Here is a 20,160-nt window from a genome sequence, read left to right as displayed (position 1 = left end):
AGAACCTTTTTAAGTCTAAAAGCCTTCTATTTTTCAACATCTCCTCCTAGATGTCCACAATAGGTGTATTCCACTAAATGGCTACCTGTACGGAGCTACTATTCAATGTCGAGATAAAGTCATCACTGAAATCACATAAACTAGCTGTTTTTGGTGTAACATCAGCTTTATATGCTTCAATCATAGAATGAACTATCTCATCAATCACAGGCACTGCAACAGAATTTCCTAACTGTTTTTTTGCTTGGGCATCTGATACATTGAACTGAAACTCCTCTGGAAAGCCTTGTAGCTTTCGACATTCATTAACAGACAATCTTCTTTTTAAATCCCACAACTTAGGTTCTCTAGTCGCAATGATTGTTGGTGCCACACTACTCAACGATACATAATAAGCTTCTTGAATTTGTGTTTTTGATGCATCACCAATATGAAACCTTAAAGCCCCATCCGGCTTTAGAAATGAAAATACACCATGCTTTCCTTTTTTTGTATGTGGAGCATACTGAGAATTATCATGCTTAACCCGTATATCATCAGATTCAAAATGAAATTTAATTCTGTCTACTTCAAAATCAGAGAGCTTCAATTTTGGATTATCTTCATTAGTATCTATAATATCTTTTAACAAAGTCCCCCTTCTATCTCCTTCTGGAAAAGTAAAATCTACTCTCTTGTCAAAGCCTACACAATACCATCGTTCTCTCTTTTGAGGAACTCCAAAATGATGACTATTCAATATTGTATGATGCACTTCATACCCCAGTTCTTCCAATGACTCCTCAACAGTAGCCAAGGTTTTTCCACCATCATGTGACTTGAAACCCTTTACATTTTCAAGTAGAAACATTTTGGGACGCTTGTCTTTCAGAATACGTGCTATCTCAAAAAACAAGGTGCCTCTAGCTTTATCTTCAAATCCCATTTTCGCACCAGCAAAACTAAATGGTTGACATGGAAAACCAGCCATTAGTATGTCAAAATGAGGGATATCAGAAGATTTAATCTTTGTAATATCGCCAGATACTTTGTCTTTATGATTATGCTCATACACTTGTATTGCAAATTTATCAACCTCTGAACTGAAAACACATTCATGGCCTCTCCTATCCAAAGGAATTCTCATCCCACCTATTCCTGAAAACAAATCAATGTATTTATATTTTTCCATTTCTCACCTTATTATGCTAATTATATCATTTATTAAAGTGTCATGTCTATCTTTCAAACTCTTAGACATATCAATTGATACAAAAAACATTTCTTCTGAATAATCACCCAGTACCATTCTTATTGGCTCATATCTTTTCTTTGCAGGATATATTAATCCTCCTACAGAAGTTTTTAATCTTGCAAAATAAAATAGTAACTGATATATATCTCCATTGTTAACACTATCAGACAATTTCACTGTGTCAGGGTTAAAAAATTTATTTTTAACATCAAATACAGCTAGCGCACCATTTAACGAATCAACATAATTTATTAAGATATCTGGTGAATATGATTTGATTGATTCTTCGCTTTTGTGCTCAATTAGAGCAAACGGCTTGGGTGACATCCACTTGTTCGCAGCAAACTTTTTCTCACTTTTCAATATTACTAAAATATATTCTTCAAATAAATTATTTGAATTATATAAAAAAGAGTAATACTCAATTGAACCATTGTGATACTTGATTTTTAAATTCTTTAAAATTGCATATGCATATTCTAGTGCCAAATCATAATGTGGATTTGTTCCATAGTATACAAAATCTTTTTTATCCAATAAGTCTTCATTAATAATTACTTCATCAATATTTTTATAATATTCAAATATATGCAACAACTCTTTCTTGCTTGTATCATCAACCTGAGTTAGCATTTTTTTTATTGCAGACTTAATTAATTGATTGTATCTCGTGTTGATATCATAATTTTGATATACATTGGGTATTCCCGTCATCGGTACAGTTTGCCTAACGTATTTCTCAAAATCCAAATCACCAGAAACACTATGAGAAAAATTATGCTTTGTCTGAAAATCCCCAGTCAACCCATAATTTACTAATTTTTTAACAATTGCAATAAATTCAACATATATTGTCTCAACACCATAGTCTCCTGACTCATAATTATTTGCAAGTGATGATGAATTTAAGGATCCCGTATCAATATATGTGGCCATAGCAAATATATCAGATATACCGTATGCTTCATGCCTTGGATTTATCAAAATATATGTATCACCTATTCTTATTTCTCCAACAATATATGGTTTGAAAACTATATTCTCTCCATCTATAGAGAAATATGCACCATCAGTTTCCTCCAGCAGTTCTTTGGCAATCTCAATATCTGTATGATTTATTCTGATTTTGCTATTTTCTGCTATTACATGTTTTTCCATATTTTTTATTTAACATACGCCTCTATAGTAAGCTGAAATTCTTCTCCTTGTAGGAGTTGAGATAATTCACCTAAAACTTCATCTACCAATGAAAAGTCATTGTAACAAAAATCAATCACTATAGGTAGAATTTTGTAATTAAATATTTTTTCAAGTTTAGAATAAGTCCATACAAACTTTCCTTCAGCATCCACTTCGTCTGTATCTAAGAAAAGTGCATGTCCTATTTGAAAATCAATATTCTTGGTAGTTTGAAGCAAGTTTTCATTTATTTTGTGTAGCAGATTAGATAAAATACTATTCATGTTGTCTTGACCCGAACATAGACTTAAAAGTAAATCAGAATCTGGATAAATATTTACTTTCAAAAATCTTCGTTTGAGTGCAAAGTCCATACTTCCCAGCGTTCTGTCACTTGAGTTTTGAGTACCAATTATAAATAAATTTTTTGGCAATGAGAAATTAACAGATTCGTTATTTTTAGTTGTTAGTCTGACGGAATAGTCTCTATCAAGACACTGAATTACTTCTCCAAAAACTTGACTTAAATTTGTTCTATTTATTTCATCAATTATGAGTAGATATCGATGAGAAGGATTTCCATCATCATTAATTTCATTTATTATTTTTAGTAAAACACCTTCTTTATACTCAACATCCGAACCATTCACTTTATATCCACCGATAAATTCATTGTAACTTGTTTGAGGGTGGAATTGCATATGGAAAACTTTCTTAAAATTACTTCCAATACTTTTTGCTATAAAAGATTTGGATGTGGCAGGAGGCCCACTTAATATAATTTGATGACTAATATCAAAAAGTTCAAGCAGTTTGTCCTCTGTTAGGTTTTTTACTTTATGTTGATTCATTTTAATTCCTGCTGTGTCACTACTCATTATTTGTTTCTCCTTGTTTAAATTTTCAACTTCATACCATTCGTCACCCATAACTGAGCCATTATCAATAAATTTTCTTATTTCTACATAATCAGGCTTTTCTTCCTTGAAATGTAGAGACAACCCTTCCTTGTCAACGAAAAAAAGATTCTCATACTCATCATTGCTAATTTTATATAATTGCTTAAATGCTTTGACAAACAAATCTTCATGCATTTCTTCATTAAATTCATCAAATCTAGCACTCCAAATTGCTAATGCTAAAATATTCACTTTTTTTTCTTTAATACAAAGTTTTTCTATTTCTTCAACATATTGAAATGAAAACTTTAGCTTTTTTGTAGCTGTATCCTCGTTAACAAGAGGTCTCCATGTTGTTGCCCCACCTAAAACATTATTTTTCAGTCTACCCGAGGCCCATTTTTCAATAGATTCTCCAGGAGATCCTTTTAAATATTGATTTGCGAATGGATATATAAAATTATTGTTCTTAGGTGCATTTTCTTGGGGGGAGTATATTGAGCCTAGGTTAAATATAAAAGGTAGACCCTCTTTTAAGATGTCTTGATTCACAAAACTAATTTTAGTGATTCCAAGCCTTTTCATAACTAAAAAAATAAAAAAAATACTAGCATTAGACATTTCATCTTTGTTTAAATATTTTAAGGATTGAATAATGCTGTCTGTAGAAAGGTATTTTGCCATTGTTTCTCAATTTAATATAGATTTTTTGTTAAACATACAATAAGCTTACCATAGAGACAATAAAATATTCCAACGATTTTATAATATGAATTGACATTTGAATATCTCAATACAGTTTAGATATAATAGACAAACTATTTTACATTGCGTTTGGGGTATTCAAAGCAAAAAGAGGCATAGATGACATCAACACTTTTAATCGTACAAATCGTACTCGCTATCGCAATTACAATCGCAGTACTTCTGCAAAAAAGTTCAAGCATTGGTCTTGGCGCATACAGTGGAAGTAACGAATCTGTTTTTGGTGCAAAAGGTCCAACAGGTTTTCTTGCAAAACTTACCTTTACCCTTGCGTTTGCTTTTATCGTAAATACTTTAGTACTAGGGTATTTTTATACTTCACAAAACTCAGCATCAGTTGCTGACACTATTGTCCCTGAGAACAATGCTGCTGTTCCAGCTGTACCAACGACGGGAAGCACAACACCTGTAGCACCGGCTGCACCAATAGGTAATTGATACTTTATTAAGGAAAACTTCCTTCCGCTTTCCTACCAGTATATTATAATGAAATAGGTATTTGAACAATTATGCTAGAAGCGGATAGCACCACATTATAAGTAATTATGTGGTGTAAATACCATTAAAACAAATTATCTACATTGTCCCTTCCACTATCAGGAGCAAGTTTGGCATATCTCATTGTTTGCTTAATATCTTTATGATTCATTCTAACCTTGACTGTATAAATTGGAACATTGTTAATCACTAATTGAGAAGCAAATGTATGTCGAAGAGTATGTATCACAACTTTTTCTCTTCTATTTTCTGCTAATTCCTCTGCTGTTAGAGTTGCTTTATCTTCATTAATATGTTGATTAAAAAGTTTTTTGAAAAACTTAGGTAGAGTGTTTTCAATATATCTCACATTACCAGTAAGCGACTCTCTTCCTAGCAGAAACTCAATTTTCCCTTTACCTTGCATTTGTCTTTTCAAAACTGCTAAAAACTTACTGTCATTTTTAATAAATCCTTTATAAGAACTTTGACTTTTAAAGTCTCTAAGCTGCACAAACATCGTTTCCAAGTTAATGTCTTTGATCTTTATATTACAAATCGTATTTAATCTTCCTCCCGTGGACAAAGACAATACAACAAATAGATAGAGTGTATCATTGTCACTTATCACATCAATAAGTTGATTTATTTCACCTAAAGATAAAAACCTAGTTCTTTCATTGTTTTCTTTGAGTTTTTTTGCTCCTCTGGCTGGATTTCCCCCTTTGTAAAATTCTTTTTTAATAGCAAAATTAAAAATACTTGATACTTTTTCTACCATATGATTGATAGTTGTATTAGCATAATCATTTTTTTTCTGCCTAGAGATATCATCAATATCGTCAGTAGTGATTGTTTCAATATCCTTATTCCCTATAAAAGGCTTTATGTGATTTTTATAAAATGCTTTTGAATATTTTAAATTCCTCTTTGACATATCAAATTCTTTGTCCTTGTGATACATTTCCGCAATCATGTCAAAAGTCTTAATATTCTTTGCCTTTCTTTTACTCTTGATTTGCTTCGGGATCTCTCCAATTCTCAATTTGGGAAGAAGCTCTCTTCGTTTTACTTCACAATAAGACTCCGTAAATCCTTCACTTTCCAGCCCTATTTTAAGAAAAACTTTTTTACTTGTTTCGATCTCTTTATAGGTAATATAAAAGGTTTTATCGCCATCTACCAATGCATTGTAATACACACCTTTATATTTAGGAACTTCTACTTCCTTGATAAATTCAACATTGACAATATCTTTATTATGAGGTAGTATTTGGGCAATATGGGACGGGGGTTCAATCTCTCCTAAAATATACTTGTTTATAGTATCAATAGTAGTATCCAGCATCTTAGCTAGATCTTTTTTTTCAATACGTTTTCTAGTTATTCTTTTTTCTATTTTTTTTGTTTGCTTGAGAGCCACTTCTACCCCATTTCTACCCTAAGGATATAAAACTTTAAAAAACTATACAATAATATTCTTTGCATTAAGGTCATATAGTACCATATATAAGGGGTTTTTATTAAATATATCGCTTTTATAAGGAAATGAGAAAAATTACAAAAATAAATTCCTCTCATCTCCACCAAACACAATAATCCGTATAAACAGCATCATATTTTCATTACTAAATTTAAGATAGTTAATGCGTCAGAGGTTATCATTATCACCTGACCCCTTTATTCCTAGAGTATCTTCTAACAGTTACAAAAAGTGATTGAGTATCATGTTTATGAGTTTTGTGAGAAGTTTCGATAAATAATCAAGCATGATAGACAAGGGAGTATACTATCATACTTGATTTCAGCAATCAAGGATAAAAGGGAAATATCTCTGACAGGAGTTAAAGTTTAATTAGTTTTATATAATCTTGATTGCCATGAAAGTATTGTACATAATCTATACTAACCGTATGTAAACACTATGAGCTTAACTCTTTAGTTTTTAGGTAGAAAAAACCTTATTTCATCCAGTGTTTCATTAAGGGCATCATAGAGACCTTGCTTGTAGTCACTATCATCAAGGCAAGAATGTGATTTCATCTGTTTGAGTATCTGTTCACGAAATTGCTTCTGTATCTTTTTCTCTTCTTGAAGATAGTAAAAGGTAAGCTCACTAATATACTTCAGTGACGTTGATCTTCCCTCTCTGTATTTGTCACTTACTTTAAGAACATTTTTGTTGTATGTGTAAAACGTAATTTGATTAGAACAGTTTTTGCTAATTACCTCAAGAAGCTCTTTTGATGTAGGTTTCATCTTTGGCTCCAATACTTTTTTTGTATTGTGGCAGAATAATGGAAGGAAGGTTAATTGTGTGTCAAATTGTCATATAATTGAAAGAAGAAGAGGTGTTGAGTTGTATGGTGTCTTTTATTCACCCCAAGACTGAACACATGAGAAGTGAAAGGTTAGAGATAGCAGAAGGGGGGAAACTCTAAAATATGACCTTGTAATAACTTCAAAAACATGTCATACTACTCACATTATATTTGATTAAAAAGGTAAAAGTATGAGATGTACAGGGTGTAGAGAACAATTTATAGCAGAGAAGTTGAAAGGCGGGTATTGTGAAAACTGCATTGAGAGTCTAAGCCTAAAAGAATGTAAAAAATGTAAAAAAGTATTTCATACAGGGGCAATGAAAGATGGTTATTGTTATAGTTGCATTGCAAGTCTAAATAAAGAAGAAGAAAAGAAACACAGCATAAAAGGAATTATTTTATTGCTTATTGCTTTAGGATTTATTGGTGCAATAGCATATAATTTTGCTTATCTTTTCTAAATAGTTACTGCCCATAAAAGTAGTTGATATAATCATAGCAACTAAAAAGTACTCTTTTAAATAGCCTAACAAAGAATTTTAGGGGGTATTTTAAAACTATACATCAATAGATACCATTATAGCGCTATCTTCAATTCTCCATACTTCCACCAAACTCACTAATTTAAATCACTTCCTTCGGGATCTCCGGAGATAACGCAGTAGTAACTTCATAAGAAATAGTCCGTAACTGTTTTGCAGCTTTTTGCGCATCATTCATAATGCATACTTCATCTTTCGTAGAACCTAAAGCAACAAAGTCCATAGAGACACGTCCAAGTATAGGTAACCCCTCACTTATTACATAAGGTTGAGTGCTGTCACCTCTGCACCATCCATCACCATAACCCAGATCATAGGTAGAGACCAGCATCTCTTTGGGAGTACTAAAGTCGCCACCATACCCTACTCTTTCACCAGCTTTCAATACTCTGGTTGAAACTTTTTTAGCATAGAGAGTCATGACAGGTTTTAACTCTACTTTCTCAAAAGGAGCTGGTAATTCATTATAGCCATAAGCTCCTATGCCTACACGTACTAGATCGTCATCAAAACTTTTAGTACGCAAGATAGCTGCTGAGTTATGAGAGTGAAATCTCACCTCTGCAAATTTTGCTTTTCTCACTTTTTCTTTAATCATTTCAAACTTTTTTTGTTGCCAAAAAAGTTCAGAGCTGAATTCATCTGCACTACGGAAGTGGGTCATCACTCCTGTAAGATTTAAACCTCGTTCTTGTATTGATACCAATGCTTCATCAAGTTCATCAAGAGCTATACCATTACGATGCATACCTGTATCTACTTTCAGTTCTACTTTTGCACCTCTCTGGGCCTGTTTGATATCTTCTAAACTGTTGATAGTAAAAGAATATATGTCATCTTTTATGATAGTATCACCAAGTATAAGCACTGTTTCAAATAAAGATCTGATCTGTTCTGCTTCTACAGTTTTCCTCACTATTGCATGTTTTATGCCAAACTCTGAAGCAAGTTTTGCCATGAGTTCTAACCCATGTCCATATGCATTATCCTTAAGTACAATGGCGATCTTATCAACTGAGCCGGTTTTTAGTGCAATTTGGTTAAGATTATGATAGAAATTTTGTTTATTGATTGTAATAAATGCCATAAGAGAATTATACTATATCAACCTTGGAGAGATAATGATAAAAATGCCAGCCGAATGGGAAAAACAACGTACAGTACTCATGTCTTTTCCACATGAAGAAACAGACTGGCACAATACCGACAATGAGGCAGACCTAGAAGCTTCACTCTCTCCTTTTATCCGTATTGCTCAAGCCATTGCTTATGCACAGCCTGTATACATCATTTGTAAAGATAAAAACAATATCTCATCTATGTTCTGCTCTACTCGAAACATGACTTTTATAGAGATCCCTACCAATGATACCTGGATACGTGACTACGGATACATCAGCATCAAAGAAGATGATCAAATCAAACTTTTAGACTTTACTTTTGATGGTTGGGGAGGTAAATTTGAAGCTTCCCTTGACAACAGTGTCAATAACACTTTACACAAAAAAGGTTATATGGGTATTACTCCATTAGAAAAAGTAGATTTTATACTTGAAGGCGGTTCGATTGAGAGTGATGGTGAGGGAACTATTCTTAGTACTGCAGCATGTTTATGCAATACAAACAGAAATGGTGGACTGAGTAAACAAGAAATAGAAGAGAAACTACATACCCATCTGGGAGCCAAAAGAGTTTTATGGCTTGACCATGGATACTTGGCAGGTGATGATACAGACTCTCACATAGATACTTTAGCCCGTTTTGTCAATAAGGAGACAATAGCTTATGTCAAGTGTAATGACAAAGATGATGAACATTTTGAAGCGTTGCAAAAAATGGAAGTGCAATTAAAAGAATTTAAAACAAAAGAAGGAAAACCTTACAAACTTATTGCACTTCCCATGACAGATGCCATTTATGATAAAGATAATAAAAGGTTGCCTGCTACTTATGCAAACTTTCTTATTACAAATGATGCACTTATTTATCCAACGTATAATGACAAAAATGATACAAATACAGGAGAAATATTTAAAGAAGTATTTTCAAATAAGGAAATTATCCCCATCAATTGTTTAAAACTCATAGAACAGGGAGGATCACTCCACTGTTCTACCATGCAAATAGCTTATTGAACCCGTGAAAATTAGGAGACCCCATGAAAACAGCCCTTATCCAACAAAAACACCATAGTACTAAAGATACCACCATCCATGCTACTACAAAACAAATAGCACAGGCAGCACAAAATGGTGCCCAACTCATTGTTTTACAGGAACTCCATCAAACAGAATATTTTTGTCAAAGTGAAGATACAAAATATTTTGATCATGCTGCTCATTTTGAACAAGATATAGTATTTTGGAGCAATGTTGCCAAAGAAAACAGTATTGTGCTTGTCACTTCTCTTTTTGAAAAACGTGCACCTGGACTTTACCATAACACAGCAGTGGTTTTTGAAAAAGATGGTTCTGTTGCAGGAAAGTATCGCAAGATGCACATCCCTGATGATCCCGGATTTTATGAGAAATTTTACTTTACCCCCGGTGACCTTGGTTTTGAACCTATACAGACATCTGTAGGAAAACTTGGTGTTCTCGTCTGCTGGGATCAGTGGTATCCTGAAGCTGCTCGTATCATGACACTCAAGGGAGCAGACTTGCTCATCTACCCTACTGCCATAGGATGGTTCGATGAAGACAGTGAAGAAGAAAAATCACGACAACTTGACAGCTGGATAACCATACAACGTTCCCACGCCATTGCAAACGGTATTCCTGTACTGTCCTGTAACCGTGTTGGATTTGAAGCTGATAGCTCTGGTGTGATGAAAGGTATCAGATTTTGGGGTAATTCATTTGTCTGTGGTGCGCAAGGTGAAATATTAGCCCAGGCAGATGATAAAAATGAAATCATACTTTACGCAACCATAGAACACGAACGCACCAAAGAAGTACGAGACATCTGGCCATTTTTACGTGACAGACGCATAGAGAGCTACCAATGTTTACTAAAAAGATTTTGTGATTAAATACCCCCCCTTATAAATTTTGTCACTGCGAACGCCCTTGCACCCCACTTACGCTTTAGCGACAGAGGTATCGGCATTTAGTGCCAGAAAAGCGAAGCGATTCGAGAGCTGTGACGATTTTGCCTCACCCAAAGGGTACTTCACCCCTTCGGTCAAGGCGCTTTTCTAAAAAAGTAGAGAACAAACTAACAACACCCCTTAAGTTATTTTAACTATAATCACCCCATATATTTAATATAAGGAACAATCATGTCAATGGATATTACCCCTGTAGAAAAAGGTGCACCAGTTCACTTTCACAATCCAGCTATTGAATTTTTCAAAGCAGTTGGTGGTGAAGATGGAATGCGTGAACTTATGTATAACTTTTATGATAAAATTTATGAGAGTGATATTGCTCACTTTTTCCCACAAGATGAAGATGAATTTGCAGAGATAAAAGTTAAAAATACCAAATTCTTTATCCAAATTTGTGGTGGACCAAAAGTCTATGAAGATGAAGCACAAGGGATGGAACTTAATGAATATATGATACGTCTTCATGATGATTTCTCAATTACTGAAAAGTCACGCATAGAATGGCTTGGTACTATGAGAGAAGCGCTTCAGGAAGTTAAAGGTGTAGATGAAAAACTCATAGAAGATTTTTGGGCATATCTTGAAAACTTCTCAAAACTTACAGTTAATACTTTTGCTGATGGTAGTACCTACTATGCAGCATTCACACAGGCGAAAGAAGACAGATGAGAACCGTAAAAAAATGACAACAGTTTGTCATTTTTAGGTTCGGAACCGGAACGGTGGAGCAAAGCGGCCCGTGCAGGCAAATTCTAACTATTTTTTTCAAACCACCACATAAAAGCAAACATTAACCCCGGTGTTTTTGCGATACTTTCATCATAAATAAGCTCTTTAGCTTCAGTAATCGGGAGATGTATCACTTCGATCAACTCTCCATCCACACCCCCACCATCTGAGCTCTTCATACTCTCATCAACCTCAACATAATAAAGCATCTGTTTACTTCCTGCAAACCCTACAGAAGTATGAAAGGAAGTGATTCTTTCTATATTTTCAAGCAGCACATCATAGCCACACTCCTCTTCTATCTCTTCTTTTGCTATTTGTACCAAGGTATGCTCTTTATCGACGATACCTGCACAAAGCTCAACAGTCAGGCCATCACTATTGTTGAGATATACTGCCGGTCTAAACTGCTTCACTAAGATAAAACTCTTATACTCTTTATGGTAGATAAGTATGGCAACACTATCATGTGCCTGTACGATCTCCCAGTTTTTTTTAATACCATTTTGCTCATATGTGGCTAAAGCAGTTGAAATAAATTTAGAGTCAGTAAGTGGATTAAGTTTAAAGTTTTCAATTTTATTTTGCATTTTCCAATGCTTCCTTATCTTGAAGTTTAACATTCGCACTTTGCTCTTTCCCCCAAATATAAGACGTTGTATCATTTTTCAAATAGGCTAAAAGTTTTGTTCTGTTTTCTTTAGCATTTTTGATCACTATCTTATTGTATTTTGATTTATTCATCGACTTACGTTTCAGGTGCTTCATTGGATTTACCCATTTCCCATATCGTTTCAAACCAAAATGCAGATGTGGTCCTGTACTTCTTCCTGTATTACCCACATATCCAATAATTTGTCCTTTTTTGACCTGCTCTCCACGATGCACCCTGATACGACTTTGATGAGCATAGAGAGACTCATACCCTCTTGGATGTTTGATCTTGACTACTTTTCCATAGCCACCCATCCATCCGGCATATGTTATCTTTCCCCCATACACGGCTAAAAGAGGCGTACCTGTTCTCCCTCCAAAGTCTGTACCGTGGTGTGGACGGTAACGTTTCAAGATAGGGTGCCACCTACGATAGGTAAACTTTGATGTGATACGCACATGTCTCAGCGGCATACCAAGTCTGTTGGATCGGTCTCTAAGAGGTACTAAATGTGTATAGTCTCCCTCTTTGGTAAATTCAGAGCGTTTCGCCCCCTCTTTATGACCATCACCATCTTCATCCACATAGATAAAACTCTCTTTAGCTCTTGATATAAGACTCACCACTTTAATATCCGGCATATGATATATCTGTCCCAGTCTTGTTCGCTGTGTATAAATAAAAGAGAGTTGATCTCCCTTACGTAATTTTTTAGTATCTATACAATTTTTGAGTGCTTGACCAAGTCGCTCTGCTACTTTTTTTTGCTTTATAGTTTTTAAGGTATCACTATAAGGATTTGACTCTATATCCACCTCTGCAAAATACTCATCACTTTTATACTCTATGGGGATAATATCAAAACCATACCCACCGCTCTCACGCTTTTTAAACAGATGAATTTGCATCTCTTTACTGATGGGAATGAGTGATTGCACCAATGTTCCTGTATTGTCTTTCAACTCATAGTATTTATAATTCCTATTGATTTCAGAGAGAAACTTTTGATCTTCTTTTGAGATGGATTCCAATAGTCCTGCTGAAATATTATGGGATTCCAAATAGTCTGAAAATGTTTTTCCTTTTTCCCACGCTTTATGAGTCACCTTCATGCCAAACGTGAAGGTAAACATCAAAACAAACACAATAATATACTTCATTCTACTCCATCACCCTATTCAATTGGGCATTATTATAACTTAATTAAGTTAAGGACATCTCTATTGCAGTATCAACATAAGTATCTCAATAGACTTTTAATCTTTTGCTTGTATAATCAGAATAATATAATTTTTATCTATAAAGGATCGCTATGCGCAAAATAGCACTTATTGCTTTAACTGCTTTACCTCTTTTTGCAGGATTTTTTCCCTCTACTGTAAATACTTCTATCTCATCTGTAGGGGGAAACACTGTTTCTCTCCGATCTGCCCTTCCCGTGAATGGTATGAGTGCTGTAGTTATTCACGATTATGGCAATTCACTCGAAGCAATTACAACGTATATCACACAAACTGCATCTAACGGAAGTGCTAAGATCATAGGTAAAGACATCATACATCATGATGAGCTGCCAACCATCAAAACAGCTGTTTCTGCAGGAGATAAAGTCATTGGCGGATATCTTTATAATACTGTTCTACTTTTAGCTCCAGATGCTGATACTTATGCAAAAATTACTTCATCACATAAGAAACTATGGGTTCATCCAGATCATTTTGCAATTTTCCTCACCAGAGAAGGAGATGCATATCCCACTAAAGAAAATCTTGCACTGTTTGCCAAAGAGTATCAAGTAGGGCTTATCTATATCGTACGCAATGGTTCAGCTGTGCTTTTAGATCCTATCTCCGGTCAGATCGTAGGAAAAAAAGCCATGACTAATCTCCCTGCACAAGGACGATACCCTTTCTTTATTCGCTTTGAAAAGATCGAATCAGGTTGGTTTTCTAAAAATGGCACAGGAAACTACTACCAAGCAATGGAGTCGATCTAGTGTTAGCTCCCAAACATATCACGGCCCTTGAAGATCTGGTAGGCAAAGAAAATGTCTATAGTGACAAAGCGCATCTTATCGCTTACTCTTACGATGCTACACGTACACGTTTTGAACCTGATGCCGTTGTTTTTCCCAGAGATGAAGAAGATGTAAGTCGTATACTTGTCTATTGTAACCATCATCATATTGTCATTACTCCTCGAGGAGCAGGTTCCGGGTTTACCGGTGGTGCACTGCCTACCAATGGCGGTATCATCCTTGCAATGGAAAAACATATGAACAAGATCCTTGAGATCGATATGGAAAACATGCTTGCTATTGTACAACCCGGTGTGATCAACATGGATCTGCAAAAAGCTGCAGAAGAAGTAGGTCTTTTCTACCCACCGGATCCCGCAAGTGAGGAGTACTCAACACTGGGTGGTAATGTCTCTGAGAATGCAGGTGGTATGCGTGCAGCCAAGTATGGTATCACTAAAGACTATGTTATGGCACTACGAGCCGTACGTCCAAATGGGGATATTATCAGAGCAGGGAAAAAAACGATCAAGGATGTTGCCGGATATAACGTTGCAGGTATTCTGATCGCAAGTGAAGGTACACTGGCAGTTCTCACTGAACTTACTCTAAAACTCATCCCTAAACCTAAATTCACCAAAGCCTACATGGGTATTTTCCCTTCTGTAGATGATGCAATGAATGCTGTGTTTAAATCTCTTGCTGCAGGTGCAAATCCTGTAGCTATGGAGTTTATGGATGACTTAGTAGTCCAGGCACTCAAAGAGAAACTTGGCATCGAACTGCCTGAAGATGCAGGCGCTCTTCTCATCGGCGATGTAGATGGTAATGTCTCTCAAGAAGTAGACTTTCAATTGGAAATTTTAGAAAAATCATTTAAAGAGAATGGTGCACAGGATTTTATCATTGCACATAATGCCAAAGAGAGAGATACACTCTGGTATGCAAGACGTAACGCTTCTCCTTCTATCACTATCTTTGGAAGCAAAAAACTCAATGAAGATATCTCTGTACCAAGAAGCATGCTGCCTGAAGCACTTAAACGCATCTATGAGATAGGCAACAAATATGGATTTAAAGTACCATGTTTCGGTCATGCAGGCGATGGTAACATCCATGTCAATGTCATGGTAGATGGTTCCGATGAGAAACAACTCGAAGAGGGGCATAAAGCCATCGAAGAGATCTTCCAACTTGTAATAGATATGGGTGGAACACTCAGTGGCGAACATGGTATAGGCACAAGTAAAGCACCGTTTATGGACATCGCATTCAATGATGTAGAACTTGACCTTTTCAAAAGTATCAAACATGCATTTGATCCAAATAATATTCTTAATCCTGGGAAAATGGGATTGCCAAACTAGGCATCGACAGGCTCAGCCTCCTATAGCTGACTGAGCCTGTCGAAGGCAAATGGAAATATATGAAAAAACACACTCAATTCAAAAATATTTTAAAAAACTACTACATTTTTCTACGAGATTTTCTAGGAGATCTCTTTGATGATAAAATAGGTCACTATGCTTCAAGTCTAAGTTGGAGTACACTCTTTTCTATCATTCCTTTGCTTGTTATACTGCTTTGGGTCTTTACTACCTTACCTATTTTTGAGTCCGTACACAGCCAGATAGAAACCCTGATCTTTGCCAACCTTATGCCCACAGACTCCAAAGAGGTCATGTCATACATCAACACTTTTATGGAAAACTCTCATAAGCTAGGTTATGTAGGTGTATTTTATGTCGCATTTGCTGCAGTGATGTTTTTCAAAAACTATGACTATATCGTCAACGATATCTTTAATACACCAAACCGAAATATCCTCAGTGCATTCAAAACATATATTTTACTCATCATCATCATACCTCTTATAATGGGAGCTTCTTTCTATCTCTCTACAGTGATGCAAAGCTATCTGGATAAAAGCGATATTACAAGTGCCATTCAGCTCTTTTACTTTTTACCTTATCTAATGGTATGGACAGTGTTTTATATCCTTTATCAATACTCAGCAAATACTCATGTCACCTTCTCTGCTGCTATGATAAGCTCTTTTATTACATCACTCATATGGTATCTCTCTAAAAATGCTTTTATTTTCTATGTTGTCCATAACAAAACCTATGCCAGTATCTACGGCAGTATCTCTACAATGCTCTTTTTCTTTTTATGGATCTATATCTCTTGGGCGATCTTTCTGCATGGATTGAAATTTTGCGATCTCTTAAACAGAGATGAGGAGATAGATCATATCTAAGCAGATAGCATTTTTTATATATGTGTCAAGTAACAAAAAGGTAAATACCATATCCCAAAGCCAACCCTATCACCACAAAAAACAATTTTCTACTCCAAATAGCCCCTAGAGACAAGCCAACATACCCAAGCATGGCCCACAGAGGCAGTAGCTTGTCTACACCCTCATTAGGCAAGGAAAACAACCATAACAATACCGTGTCAAACATCCCTCCAAAACCTATCATATGCAACACCATCACCAAAGGATAAAAAGGAATAAACAGAAGTGATAATAACGGTGACAAAAGTTGATAACCACTTGTCACACCAAAGATAGCATGCACTACAGGAAGCATTAAAATAAAAATACCAAAAGGAATAAAGAGTAATGTAATGATCCATTTATTGAACTCTTTTGTATACTGTAAAAGTAGAAAGATATAGCCTACCCCTGCAATTGAGAGCCAAAAACTTAAAGAGACCAGCAAAGATGGGAAGAGTGCTGCAAGCATTGTCAAAATAGTTGTCAAAAATGTAAAGCTGAGAAGTTCCATTCCCAACAAAAGTACCATCCAGCCTACCAATACCATAGCATATGAACGTACTAAAGAGGGAGGGAAATCTACGAACCATAAGTAAACTCCTAAAAAGACAATAGCCACTAACCCAACATCAAAAAGTGCATGACGATAAGGGACGAACCGTTGTTGCAGAGGTTTATATAGCAGTAACAATACTCCATACACCAATCCCCATAATATCCCTAAATGAAATCCACTCAGTGCCACAAGATGGCTTACCCCTAACATGCTTATCTTTTGTCTTAACTCTTGCTCTAGTGGTGTGGCAAAAAAGATGGCATTATAAAAGGATTGTAAAGATATTTTCTGATGTTGGAAAGCTACTTTTTCCAGTAAAGTATCTTTAAAAGTAAGAGGTAGTAGTTCCTCGTTTCTAATGAGACTTTTCACATAAAAGGTTCCTAGGTAATCCTTAAATGATATACTTTCATTTGGAAGTATTTTCAGACGTAAATACTTATGATTAAAACTTTCTTTACGATGACTGGTCGTATAAAAAGTAAATCCTTCATCACTATGCAGTTTAAGTACCTGATAACGCTTACCGTTCTTAGACTTTGCATAAGAGTCAAGTACTTTGGCATGTGTATAGTAAAAAGGTTTAGAGATAAAGTTTTGATAAGATTGATATTCGAAAAAAAGTCGAATGAGTATTGCAGCTACTAAAGCAACCATTACCCAAACAAACGTTTTCTTTTCAGGAAATAATTTTGGTTTTTCTAATTGCAAAATAAAATCCTTAAACGATCACTCTTTAAAGCAACAAGTTGCGTGAGCCTCCTGCTGACAAGCAACTAAATTGCAGTGCAAGCGAGGCACTAAATGGTCGGTAATTCTATATTTATATTTGCTTCTTGCATAGGCATATCACCCTCTTCATACACTACTTCAAATGCAGGAGAAACAGAAGCATCCACAAATCGTGTGAATTTCTTTTGGAAGATCAGATCTACTGTTCCCGTTGGACCATTTCTCTGTTTTCCTATGATGATCTCAGCTTCTTCTTCAGCTTTCTTTCTAAACTCAGAAGTATACTCTTTACCTTCTGCTTTGGCTTTCATCTCTTTTTCTTTCTCCATTGCTTCACGATAGACATCATCACGATAGACAAAAAGAATAATATCCGCATCCTGCTCTATGGCTCCAGATTCACGTAGGTCTGAAAGCATTGGACGTTTGTTATCTCTACTTTCTACACCACGGTTAAGCTGTGAGAGTGCAACGATAGGTATTTGTAATTCTCTTGCAAGTTGTTTTAATCCTCTTGAGATTTCCGAGACCTCTTGTTGTCTTCCCTCTTTACCATCACCACTCATCAACTGCAAGTAGTCAATGATGGCTATAGAGATCTCAGGATGTTGAGCTTTAAGTTTACGCAGTTTAGATCGGACATGATGGATGGTTGCATACCCTCCATCATCTACAAAAAGTTTTTTCTCTGCTAATTCTGAAGTTGCAGCAGAGAGCTGGCTCCACTGTTCATCTCTAAGGTCACCCACTCTTAGTGCCTGCAGAGGTATAGAGGTCTTAGCAGAAAGCAGTCTCAACATCAGTTGTTCTGCTGGCATTTCGAGTGAAAAGAAAGCTACACCTTCATTACGTTCTACTGCTTTGAGTGCCATGTTGAGTACCAGTGCAGTTTTACCCATCGCAGGACGTGCTGCGATGATGACCAAGTCCCCTTTACCAAAACCAGACGTTTTATCATTAAGGTTTTTAAATCCGGTATCTACACCAATGAGTTTAGAGTTCCCCAGTGCTTTAAGCCGATTGATCTCGTCCATCATCGCTAAAGTGATATTTTTAGAGTCTCTGAAATCTTCATTGGTATTATTCTGTGTGATCTCGTAAAGCTTTTTCTCTACAAGGTTCATCACTTCTTCTGCCGGAAGATCATCTTCGATAGTAACTTTTTTGATCTCAGTTGCAAGGGTAGCCAAAGCCCGTTTACTGGATTTTGCTTTGATCTCAGTGAGATATGCTGCTGTATTTGAAATGGGGTTTGCAGAAAGCAGGTCAAGCATCGCTACTTCATCAAATTTTCCCATAGAGATGAGCTTTGAACGCAAGAACTCTTCATCTATAGGTTTTTCTTCACGACTTAGTTCCTCCATCGCAGCAAAAACATGTTGATGAAAAGGCAGATAAAAGTCATGAGACATCAGTTTTGCTGCTATCTCCTCATACGTTTCAGGATCAAAAATAATCGCTGAGAGTACTGCACGTTCTATATTTAGGTTATACATATTCTCCACTATTTATTCTCCTCTGCAAACTTTTCAACTTCTAAGACAAATCTATCAACTAACTCTTCTTCAGAAAGTCTTGCAACCACCTCCCCTTTAAGCATCACAAGTCCTGCACCTTTACCATAGGCTATAGCAACATCTGCATGTTTCGCTTCACCTATGGCATTCACGACACAACCCATCACTGAGACATCCATAGGGGTTTTTATATGTGCTGTACGTCTCTCTACTTCTGCTACAGCTTTGACCAGATCAGCTTCTATACGTCCACAGGTTGGGCAAGAGATAATATTCAGCCCCTCTTTAAGCCTTCCGGAATCTTTGAGTATCGCTTTTCCTACTTTGATCTCTTCTTCCAACTCACCAGTGATGGAAACACGCATCGTATCACCTATACCATCAAGTAAAAGTGTCCCCAATCCTATAGCAGACTTTATAGTCGCATGAAAGATCGTTCCTGCTTCTGTGACTCCTAAATGGAATGGATACTCATTTTTAGGACGTAACATTCTGTAAGCATCAACCGTACGGTCTACATCTGAAGCTTTGAGTGAGACTTTAATATCTGTAAATCCTAGATCTTCCAGGAATTTGATGTTGTACTCCGCAGAAGCTACCATACCCTCTGCTGTTGCACCATACTTTTGGTCAAACTCTTTTTCAAGTGAACCTGCATTGACACCGATCCTTATAGGAAGATTACGTTCTTGGCATGCTTTGACTATCTCTTTGATACGTGATTTTTCACCGATATTCCCTGGATTAAGACGGATACAATCCACCCACTTCGCTGCTTCTAGTGCAAGTTTATAATTAAAATGAATATCTGCGATAAGAGGCAAAGAGATCTGCTCTTTTATCGCTTTAAGTGCAAGTGCATCTTCCATATCTGGCACAGCCACACGCACCATATCTGCTCCTGCAAAGTGCAGACGATTTATCTGCTCCACTGTAGCAGCCACGTTATGCGTATCACTATAAGTCATCGACTGTACAGAGATAGGAGCATCACCGCCTACAGCTACATTTCCCACATAGATTTTTTTAGTTTTAACTCGTTCTTTCACTGTTTACCTTGTTGTCCTCGTTCCCACGGTTTCCGTGGGAATGCATACTTCAATTCAAAAAACTAAATCATTTTTACTATTCAAAATACTGT

General features: G+C 35.9%; 19 protein-coding genes. 8 read left to right on the top strand and 11 right to left on the bottom strand.

Features of this window, described 5'->3' with window-relative positions:
• Positions 1–73 precede the first annotated feature (73 nt).
• The 3 genes from dcm to ACLHDG_RS01725 are packed head-to-tail and all read right to left on the bottom strand — an operon-like array spanning position 74 to position 3,996.
• On the bottom strand, positions 74–1,171 hold the full coding sequence (gene dcm, locus ACLHDG_RS01735) for a DNA (cytosine-5-)-methyltransferase (RefSeq protein ID WP_415407273.1): 1,098 nt from the start codon (positions 1,169–1,171) through the stop codon (positions 74–76).
• Between the two features lie 3 nt (positions 1,172–1,174).
• A complete protein-coding gene (locus tag ACLHDG_RS01730) occupies positions 1,175–2,392 on the bottom strand; it encodes a 5-methylcytosine restriction system specificity protein McrC (RefSeq protein WP_415407272.1) in 1,218 nt (405 codons plus the stop codon).
• Between the two features lie 5 nt (positions 2,393–2,397).
• A complete protein-coding gene (locus ACLHDG_RS01725; protein ID WP_415407271.1) occupies positions 2,398–3,996 on the bottom strand; it encodes an McrB family protein in 1,599 nt (532 codons plus the stop codon).
• Positions 3,997–4,176: 180 nt separating this feature from the next.
• Between ACLHDG_RS01725 and secG the strand changes: the two genes are divergently transcribed.
• Positions 4,177–4,515: a preprotein translocase subunit SecG gene (gene secG / locus ACLHDG_RS01720; RefSeq protein ID WP_415407270.1), complete on the top strand. Its 339-nt coding sequence runs from the start codon at positions 4,177–4,179 to the stop codon at positions 4,513–4,515.
• Positions 4,516–4,639: 124 nt separating this feature from the next.
• Here secG and ACLHDG_RS01715 read toward each other — a convergent pair whose 3' ends face one another.
• Positions 4,640–5,977, bottom strand: a complete 1,338-nt coding sequence (locus tag ACLHDG_RS01715) for a tyrosine-type recombinase/integrase (protein ID WP_415407269.1) — start codon at positions 5,975–5,977, stop codon at positions 4,640–4,642.
• Between the two features lie 515 nt (positions 5,978–6,492).
• On the bottom strand, positions 6,493–6,813 hold the full coding sequence (locus tag ACLHDG_RS01710; protein ID WP_415407268.1) for a hypothetical protein: 321 nt from the start codon (positions 6,811–6,813) through the stop codon (positions 6,493–6,495).
• A gap of 253 nt (positions 6,814–7,066) precedes the next feature.
• Here ACLHDG_RS01710 and ACLHDG_RS01705 point away from each other — a divergent pair, with 253 nt between their 5' ends.
• The gene (locus tag ACLHDG_RS01705; protein WP_415407267.1) at positions 7,067–7,339 is read left to right on the top strand and encodes a hypothetical protein; all 273 of its coding nucleotides are present in this window, start codon (positions 7,067–7,069) and stop codon (positions 7,337–7,339) included.
• Positions 7,340–7,502: 163 nt separating this feature from the next.
• Here the strand turns inward: ACLHDG_RS01705 and ACLHDG_RS01700 are convergent, their stop codons facing one another.
• Positions 7,503–8,507, bottom strand: a complete 1,005-nt coding sequence (locus ACLHDG_RS01700; protein WP_415407266.1) for an alanine racemase — start codon at positions 8,505–8,507, stop codon at positions 7,503–7,505.
• Positions 8,508–8,541: 34 nt separating this feature from the next.
• On the opposite strand from ACLHDG_RS01700, the gene ACLHDG_RS01695 reads away from it, so the two are divergent.
• The 3 genes from ACLHDG_RS01695 to ACLHDG_RS01685 all read left to right on the top strand — a co-directional run bounded on the left by ACLHDG_RS01695 (position 8,542) and on the right by ACLHDG_RS01685 (position 11,198).
• The gene (locus ACLHDG_RS01695) at positions 8,542–9,555 is read left to right on the top strand and encodes an agmatine deiminase family protein (protein ID WP_415407265.1); all 1,014 of its coding nucleotides are present in this window, start codon (positions 8,542–8,544) and stop codon (positions 9,553–9,555) included.
• 23 nt (positions 9,556–9,578) lie between these two features.
• Entirely contained in the window at positions 9,579–10,451 is an 873-nt protein-coding gene (locus ACLHDG_RS01690) for a carbon-nitrogen hydrolase (RefSeq protein ID WP_415407264.1), read from the top strand.
• Between the two features lie 249 nt (positions 10,452–10,700).
• The gene (locus tag ACLHDG_RS01685) at positions 10,701–11,198 is read left to right on the top strand and encodes a globin (RefSeq protein ID WP_415407263.1); all 498 of its coding nucleotides are present in this window, start codon (positions 10,701–10,703) and stop codon (positions 11,196–11,198) included.
• An 83-nt stretch (positions 11,199–11,281) separates the two neighbouring features.
• Here ACLHDG_RS01685 and ACLHDG_RS01680 read toward each other — a convergent pair whose 3' ends face one another.
• Both ACLHDG_RS01680 and ACLHDG_RS01675 read right to left on the bottom strand, forming a co-directional pair.
• Entirely contained in the window at positions 11,282–11,848 is a 567-nt protein-coding gene (locus ACLHDG_RS01680; protein ID WP_415407262.1) for an NUDIX domain-containing protein, read from the bottom strand.
• Positions 11,838–13,073 (bottom strand): peptidoglycan DD-metalloendopeptidase family protein, encoded by a 1,236-nt coding sequence (locus tag ACLHDG_RS01675; protein ID WP_415407260.1) that lies wholly within the window; start codon positions 13,071–13,073, stop codon positions 11,838–11,840. Before ACLHDG_RS01675 ends, ACLHDG_RS01680 begins: the two co-directional genes overlap by 11 nt.
• Before the next feature lie 152 nt (positions 13,074–13,225).
• Here ACLHDG_RS01675 and ACLHDG_RS01670 point away from each other — a divergent pair, with 152 nt between their 5' ends.
• From ACLHDG_RS01670 to ACLHDG_RS01660, 3 genes are read left to right on the top strand one after another with little or no spacing between them, the layout of a single operon-like run.
• Positions 13,226–13,909 (top strand): plasminogen-binding N-terminal domain-containing protein, encoded by a 684-nt coding sequence (locus ACLHDG_RS01670; RefSeq protein WP_415407259.1) that lies wholly within the window; start codon positions 13,226–13,228, stop codon positions 13,907–13,909.
• The gene (locus ACLHDG_RS01665; protein WP_415407258.1) at positions 13,909–15,297 is read left to right on the top strand and encodes an FAD-binding oxidoreductase; all 1,389 of its coding nucleotides are present in this window, start codon (positions 13,909–13,911) and stop codon (positions 15,295–15,297) included. Before ACLHDG_RS01670 ends, ACLHDG_RS01665 begins: the two co-directional genes overlap by 1 nt.
• A gap of 59 nt (positions 15,298–15,356) precedes the next feature.
• Positions 15,357–16,190, top strand: a complete 834-nt coding sequence (locus tag ACLHDG_RS01660) for a YihY family inner membrane protein (protein ID WP_415407257.1) — start codon at positions 15,357–15,359, stop codon at positions 16,188–16,190.
• A gap of 25 nt (positions 16,191–16,215) precedes the next feature.
• Here ACLHDG_RS01660 and ACLHDG_RS01655 read toward each other — a convergent pair whose 3' ends face one another.
• The 3 genes from ACLHDG_RS01655 to ispG form a co-directional block, all read right to left on the bottom strand.
• Complete coding sequence (locus tag ACLHDG_RS01655) at positions 16,216–17,481, bottom strand: ComEC/Rec2 family competence protein (RefSeq protein ID WP_415407256.1); 1,266 nt, start codon at positions 17,479–17,481, stop codon at positions 16,216–16,218.
• A gap of 89 nt (positions 17,482–17,570) precedes the next feature.
• The gene (locus ACLHDG_RS01650; RefSeq protein ID WP_415407255.1) at positions 17,571–19,007 is read right to left on the bottom strand and encodes a replicative DNA helicase; all 1,437 of its coding nucleotides are present in this window, start codon (positions 19,005–19,007) and stop codon (positions 17,571–17,573) included.
• Positions 19,007–20,068, bottom strand: coding sequence for a flavodoxin-dependent (E)-4-hydroxy-3-methylbut-2-enyl-diphosphate synthase (ispG, locus tag ACLHDG_RS01645; RefSeq protein ID WP_415407254.1), 1,062 nt, complete (start codon positions 20,066–20,068; stop codon positions 19,007–19,009). Before ispG ends, ACLHDG_RS01650 begins: the two co-directional genes overlap by 1 nt.
• Positions 20,069–20,160 lie beyond the last annotated feature (92 nt).

It is taken from the genome of Sulfurovum iocasae, assembly GCF_047716765.1.
Lineage (GTDB): Bacteria > Campylobacterota > Campylobacteria > Campylobacterales > Sulfurovaceae > Sulfurovum.
Note: the sequence above shows the minus strand (reverse complement) of the source record. Positions and strands in the feature narration are given on the sequence as shown.

Bases quoted from the DNA above. Each gene is read 5' to 3' on its own strand.
- dcm (WP_415407273.1), bottom strand. From the start codon at position 1,171: ATGGAAAAATATAAATACATTGATTTGTTTTCAGGAATAGGTGGGATG.
- ACLHDG_RS01730 (WP_415407272.1), bottom strand. From the start codon at position 2,392: ATGGAAAAACATGTAATAGCAGAAAATAGCAAAATCAGAATAAATCAT.
- ACLHDG_RS01725 (WP_415407271.1), bottom strand. From the start codon at position 3,996: ATGGCAAAATACCTTTCTACAGACAGCATTATTCAATCCTTAAAATAT.
- secG (WP_415407270.1), top strand. From the start codon at position 4,177: ATGACATCAACACTTTTAATCGTACAAATCGTACTCGCTATCGCAATT.
- ACLHDG_RS01710 (WP_415407268.1), bottom strand. From the start codon at position 6,813: ATGAAACCTACATCAAAAGAGCTTCTTGAGGTAATTAGCAAAAACTGT.
- ACLHDG_RS01705 (WP_415407267.1), top strand. From the start codon at position 7,067: ATGAGATGTACAGGGTGTAGAGAACAATTTATAGCAGAGAAGTTGAAA.
- ACLHDG_RS01700 (WP_415407266.1), bottom strand. From the start codon at position 8,507: ATGGCATTTATTACAATCAATAAACAAAATTTCTATCATAATCTTAAC.
- ACLHDG_RS01695 (WP_415407265.1), top strand. From the start codon at position 8,542: ATGATAAAAATGCCAGCCGAATGGGAAAAACAACGTACAGTACTCATG.
- ACLHDG_RS01690 (WP_415407264.1), top strand. From the start codon at position 9,579: ATGAAAACAGCCCTTATCCAACAAAAACACCATAGTACTAAAGATACC.
- ACLHDG_RS01685 (WP_415407263.1), top strand. From the start codon at position 10,701: ATGTCAATGGATATTACCCCTGTAGAAAAAGGTGCACCAGTTCACTTT.
- ACLHDG_RS01680 (WP_415407262.1), bottom strand. From the start codon at position 11,848: ATGCAAAATAAAATTGAAAACTTTAAACTTAATCCACTTACTGACTCT.
- ACLHDG_RS01675 (WP_415407260.1), bottom strand. From the start codon at position 13,073: ATGAAGTATATTATTGTGTTTGTTTTGATGTTTACCTTCACGTTTGGC.
- ACLHDG_RS01670 (WP_415407259.1), top strand. From the start codon at position 13,226: ATGCGCAAAATAGCACTTATTGCTTTAACTGCTTTACCTCTTTTTGCA.
- ACLHDG_RS01660 (WP_415407257.1), top strand. From the start codon at position 15,357: ATGAAAAAACACACTCAATTCAAAAATATTTTAAAAAACTACTACATT.